Origin of the sequence: Actinoallomurus spadix, from assembly GCF_024055725.1 — a bacterium.
GTDB classification, from domain to species: Bacteria; Actinomycetota; Actinomycetes; order Streptosporangiales; family Streptosporangiaceae; genus Actinoallomurus; species Actinoallomurus spadix.
The window spans coordinates 1-2,177 of sequence record NZ_JAMXMX010000069.1 but is presented as its reverse complement, the minus strand read 5'-3'; the positions used below and the strand labels follow the sequence as shown (position 1 = coordinate 2,177).

1 protein-coding gene is annotated in these 2,177 nt (G+C 66.5%); it reads right to left on the bottom strand.

The features are described 5' to 3' along the window. Nucleotides 1-114: 114 nt before the first annotated feature. Nucleotides 115-1,581, bottom strand: coding sequence for a group II intron reverse transcriptase/maturase (gene ltrA / locus NE235_RS37040; RefSeq protein ID WP_252811590.1), 1,467 nt, complete (start codon nt 1,579-1,581; stop codon nt 115-117). Nucleotides 1,582-2,177: the final 596 nt, after the last annotated feature.

Below are 2,177 nucleotides of genomic sequence, written 5' to 3'. Positions count from 1 at the left end.
CGCTGAGTAGGCCCGGGGCGCGGTGCCGGGATTGCTCCCGGTCCGTTTCCCCGGACCTCTCGCCGAACCCGCCGTGCGCCTCTCGACGCAACGGGCTCTCCACGGTCTCTGTCGTCAGGCGTGGTTGTGCAGGTAGGGGTTGGGGATCGAGCTGGCCCGGTAGCGGTATCGCGTGATGGTGGTCGAGGCGATATTGAACAGTTCGATCCCGTCCGCCGAGGGTCTGCGCCATCGCCCGGTGGGTGTGACGAGGTGTCGGCGGACGTCCTTCCATTTCCAGCGGTAGCGTTGCCTCATCAGTCGGATCACCCGCCACCACGCGAAGTTCTCCAGATTGTCGAGGGTGTGCTTGGCCACGGCGTGCTGGAAGTAGCCGGCCCAGCCGCGCATGAGCCGGTTGAGCCTGCTCAGCACGTATCCCAGGTCCTGCTGCGACGTTCTGTGTGTCAGGGCACGGATTTTGGCCTTCAGCGACCGGATGGGCCGGTTGGCGATGAAGGTGTAGACGTGCCACGTGTCCGTTCCTCGCTTGCGGCGCCACTGGATGCGGAACCCCAGGAAGTCGAACCCATCGGCCATGTGCACCACTCGGGTCTTGGCCTGTGAAAGGCGCAGGCCCATCGGGGCGATCACGGCGGTGATGTCTTCGCGCAGCGCGTGAGTGTCGTCCTGGTCGCCGCAGACCAAGATGACGAAGTCGTCGGCGTAGCGGACCAGCCGCCACGTCGGCAACCCTTTGATGCGGCGGCGGTAGGCGCGTCGGCCTTCGGTGGACATCGCCCCGCCTGGCTTCCACGGCCCGTGCAGATGCTCATCGAGCACCGACAGGGCGATGTTGGCCAGCAGCGGAGACAAGATGCCGCCCTGCGGCGTGCCGGTATGGGTGTCCTTGTGATCGCCGAGTTCGGTGAAAATCCCGGCTTTGAGGAACGCCTTGACCAGCGCCAGCACGCGTTTGTCCTTGACCCGGCGACGCACCCGGTCCATCAGGGCGGTGTGGTCGATCGAGTCGAAGCACGCCTCGATGTCGGCATCCAGCACCCAGCGGTAGCCGCGGGTGCCGAAATAGTGAATCTCGGCGATCGCGTCCTGGGCTCGCCGCCTGGGCCGGAAACCGTAGGAGACCGGCTCGAAGTCGGCCTCGAAGATCGGCTCCAGCACCAGCTTCAGCGCCGCCTGCACGACCCGGTCAGCAACCGTCGGAATCCCGAGGCTTCTGACCTTGCCCGACCCGCCCGGCTTGGGAATCTTACGTTCCCGCACCGGCAGCGGCCGGAACGAACCATCTTTCAGGCTGGTTCGCAGATCGTTCAGGAAACCGGGGACGCCGATCTGCTCCTCCACGGCGGCGACGGTCAGACCATCGATGCCGGGAGTGCGTGCCCCGGTATTGCCCGCAACCCGGTCGAACGCCACGATCAGCGTCGCCGGGTCATGCACGAAGTTGAACACATCGTCGAACCTGCGGCCGGGATCGGCCGCCGCCCAACGGTGAAGCTTGGCCTGCATCTCCGATACCCGCGACCACGACCCTTGGGCCTGGCCTGGAGCGTCCTCGTTCGAAGACGCGTCTTTCGGCATTGCAGCTCCTCATCTTCTCGATGACCGCTGCCGCCCTTCGCCATGTGACCGGCTCTCCCGGCCCCGGACTACTACGGCGGCTCCGCCCCGTCCCGGACCGATCAACGGTCGATGCGCTCAGCCCGCTCATCCACACCGGCAGCGCGGCGGCAGGCAGGTCCGGAACGGTTCCCGTGTTCACTGTGGTTCGCTTGGCGAAGGAGGAGCCCGACTGTGTCCCAGCGGCATCGCCATGAGTACGCCGCAGACCTTCCTCATGGCCTCCCGGGCGGCTTCTGTATACCCCCCAAGGAGTTCCCCGGCCCGCCAAACGACGGACGGGTGCGCACCGCGTCCGGCCCGCATCCACCAGGTTCGAGCCGGTGTCTCGTTGAAAGGACGTAACGACGCCGGTTCCTCGCGTACTCCTTTTCGCCACGCTCGCCGGGCCCGCGTCATCTGGCGGTTCTAACACGCCCCGGCTTTGTCAGGGCTGCTCCCGCCCTCCCCGGCACCACCCGGATCAGGCTGCCCTCAGCTTCACCGGCCTGCTGCGACAGACCAGAGGCGAAGGTCTCTCACCTCCACTCGAACCAACAGCGCCTCACGGCGCAAAC